This is a genomic window from Pedobacter sp. 01N416, assembly GCF_056399685.1.
On sequence record NZ_JBFTRT010000513.1, the window covers coordinates 1 to 3,654 of the forward strand.

Here is a 3,654-nt window from a genome sequence, read left to right on the forward strand (position 1 = left end):
CATTTATTCAGAAGGTTCCGGCTGAGACAACTAAATTAGCGATTGTTACAAGACTTAACAGAAATGGCAAAATACTACCCAGTTCATTATATTGTGCGTTTCACAAATCAATAATAGGGTGACAAGTGGCATTTAATGCTCATATAACAGAATATCGAAAATCAACTATTACAACCCAGATCCGATCTAATGGCAAGTGGAAAGACTTAACCCAGAAATGAAATTCGATGAGCGCAGCCTGTACCCAAATAGAGGAATATATCTATGACTGTGTAGAGGGAGATTCTCCGCCATAAAGTCTTTGTTGATGTCACTTTTTAAAACGTAAAGAACCAATCGGTTGGATTACGATAATTCTGAAAGAAAAACAGGCAGATTTCATTGGAAAATCTGCCTGTTTTGAATTTAGTAGCCAGGATTTTGATATGCTTTCTTTGCCTCGTCAGACATTTGCATGCCATCTATCTGCCCTTGTGGAATTGGACGGAGATAAAGATTTGGTGTAATCGTTCTGGTAACCGTTACTGGTGTATGGTCGCCATATCCTGTACCGCAAATGCTGAAGGTAGTAGATAACTCTGCCCATTTTTGCGTTCTAATGAGGTCGAATCTCCTGTATCCTTCCGCATAATATTCTCGCGATCGCTCAGCTAAAATATAATTGATATCAATCGTTGCTGGGGTTGCGGCAATCATGGCTGCACTATTGTCGGCTACTTTTGCCACATTACCATTATTATCCCAACGCCATTTTCCGGCACGGGCCCTCACCACATTGATCAGTTCGCGCGCACTTTTACCTGCTTTGGGTGTAGCACCTTTTACAGCTGCTTCGGCAGCTACGAAGTAAAGTTCAGAAAACTTTGCAATGGGGTAAGGCCGGGTACTACCTGCATTTGGCTGACCTAAGCCTGTGCCATTATCTGTACGGTAAGGACCCAGTTTCCAAAGGCCCGGATAAACGATTCTGCTTATTCCGGATGGGGAAATTACATAATCTGCCCTTCCTGGCAGTGTGCCGGCGCCAACATTACTTGTTCCGGCTCCGCTTGGATAACTTACGGCGCTATTATCAGCATCCAGAAAGGTTAAAGCGGCATTTCCAGGAACGATAGACAAGCCATTGGCATTAACCAAAGAGGCAGGAGCAGATTCTGGAGGGTTATATCCTTTAGGCCAATTTCCACGATATACCGTTGTAAAGGTACCATCATAACGTGAATCCAATGTTTTATCGGCAAAAGTATTTTTAAACACTTCAATAGGTGGAGCCATCCGGTTCCATGGCCTACCAAGGTGTTGCTCAGCTTCACGCTGAACCGAACTGATTCCTCCGCTTCTGATATTGGTGTAATTCCAGGTCATCATCCAACCTGCAAAATTATCAGGTGCCCCACCACTACCAAAGGTTAAACTACCGCCATTAAAACGTTCGCTCGTTTGGGTATGATCAGCATATAGCAACATTTCTTTGTTACGGTCATTCGATCCTAAATTCACATCGTAATAGGTATCTACCAAACCATAAGATCCAGGACTTTCGATAGCTGCAGTTGAAACATCATAAGCTTGTTGAAAATACCAGTTTGCATCATGTCCGTCAGGATCAGTACGGTTTGCTGCAGGATAGGTTGGGATATTGTTAGGATTTTGCAACCACCACCCATAAGTTAGGTAGGCTTTTGCCAAATACAGCCGTGCCAAAGTTTTTGTTACTCCTCCTGTAACGCGGGCTGCAACAGGTAAATCGGCAACGGCAGTCAATAAATCAGGAAACACTGCCTTTGTATATACCTCGGGAACTGTATTGCGAACTGATGTTCTTACGGGACTGGTATTGAATTTAAGTGGTCCTGCACCCAAATCGAGTGGCACCCCACCAAAGGTCTGTACCAATAAAAAATAATCAAAGGCGCGGAAGAATCTTGCTTCCGCAACCAATGAAGGGGCAATACCTGCGGCACTGGCATTCTCAATTACGCCACTTGCTGTATTAATATTCGGAAAGGCTTCTCCCCATAATACGCTACTGGGATAACTTGTAGAAAGTATCGACCCCACACCTGAACAATCCATATCCTTAAAATTTCCATCAGCATCTTTGCCCCAAGTAGCCTCATCGGTACCGGTAATTAGCGAATTATAATAATAGGCCTGCCCATACATGTTGCGGAGGTGACCGTACATTGCTGTAAGGCCGCCATTTACCCCTGTTACTGTTTTAAAGTAATCTGGTGTAAAGAGACTGCGGGGTTCTTCTTCAAGAATTTTTTTACAGCCTGAGAAAACGACCATCCCAAGCCAAATACTCAATGTTATATTTAAATGTATACGTTTCATATCGGTATATTAAAATGTTAAATTAAGACCAGCTACATAGTTACGGGTAGACGGGGTATTGGTACCAATGGTTAAAATTCTCCGCGGATAAACCGATGCTACCGCAGCGTTTTCATCGCCGTATGAATTTGTTTCAGGATCCATGCCCGACTCGCGGTGATATGGAGAGAACATCACGAAAGGATTTTGAACGGTTAAGTACATCCGAAGCTTCAATCTAGAATCTTTTAACAAACTTCGATTGAAATCATAGCCTAAAGAGATGGTCCGGATTTTTAAGAAAGAAGCATCAAAATAACCTAATGTACTCCCATACTTAGGGTTATCACCGCTTGCAATACCGCCAGGTTTTGGATACTTTGCTCCTGTATTTTCAGGTGTCCAGTAATCAACTTTAACATTATTTCTTCGACCAGATAAGAGATTCAGGTATCCGGAAGAACCATATAATGTACTAAGCAAAATTCCACCGTCTTTAAATAATCCTACCACATTGAGGTCAAATCCTTTATAAGCAACTCTTGTATTAAATCCTCCTGATAATTTAGGATCCACATCCATGATCTGTCTATCTGCTGCTCCGATAGGTCTTGTTGGTTTGCCGGTCGCATCAAAATCGCCCGTGTATTTTACTTTAATCATCCCCACATTACCCCCTGGCTCTAAAACATTCAGATATGGATCTCCGGTCTGCCACAAACCTACTTTTTCAAAATCAAAAATGGCATTGATGTTATGGCCTACGAACCAAGCATTCCCTTCGTCTCTGGTTTGGCCTGATGCAAGGGCAACGAGTTTGTTTCGGTTTGCATAAAGATTAAATCCCACATCCCACGACCAGCCTCCTTTATCGTTAAAAATATTACCGTTAACACTCAGTTCCCACCCTTTATTCTGTGTTTGTCCGATGTTTGCAGTATAACTGCCCACACCTGCGGTAGAAGGTAGTGCAACGCCTAATAATATATCTTTGGTGTTGGTTACATAGTATTCAAATGTTCCTGTCAGTCTGCTTTTTAGTAAGGAGAAATCGAGGCCATAGTTCCAGGTCTGTGAATATTCCCAGCCTAAACCCGGACTTGGCAATTGAGAAACATAATATCCTGTGGCATAGTTGTTATCGCCAAAATTGTAAGGGCGCGAACTTAGCAAACCAAGGGTTTGATATGGATTTACCGCTTGGTTTGATGTTTGACCGTAACCCACTCTGATCTTCAACCTGTCGATAGCAGTTATCCCTTTCATGAAATTTTCATTCATCAGGTTCCAACCCACAGAAACAGCCGGATAAGTATTCCATTTATGTCCTGGCGC

Annotated in this window: 2 protein-coding genes; both read right to left on the reverse strand. The window is 42.6% G+C overall.

Annotated elements, in window-relative coordinates; all coding sequences use genetic code 11:
• Positions 1-405 precede the first annotated feature (405 nt).
• Positions 406-2,340 carry a RagB/SusD family nutrient uptake outer membrane protein gene (locus AC1DND_RS22615; protein ID WP_477584854.1) on the reverse strand — a complete coding sequence of 645 codons (1,935 nt, stop codon included), beginning with the start codon at positions 2,338-2,340 and terminating at the stop codon, positions 406-408.
• A gap of 9 nt (positions 2,341-2,349) precedes the next feature.
• Positions 2,350-3,654 (reverse strand): TonB-dependent receptor domain-containing protein (locus AC1DND_RS22620; RefSeq protein ID WP_477584855.1); only part of this gene is annotated, 1,305 nt, incomplete at its 5' end.

What these genes read in the sequence shown, in the direction of transcription:
- AC1DND_RS22615 (WP_477584854.1), bottom strand. Translation starts at nt 2,340, where the DNA reads ATGAAACGTATACATTTAAATATAACATTGAGTATTTGGCTTGGGATG.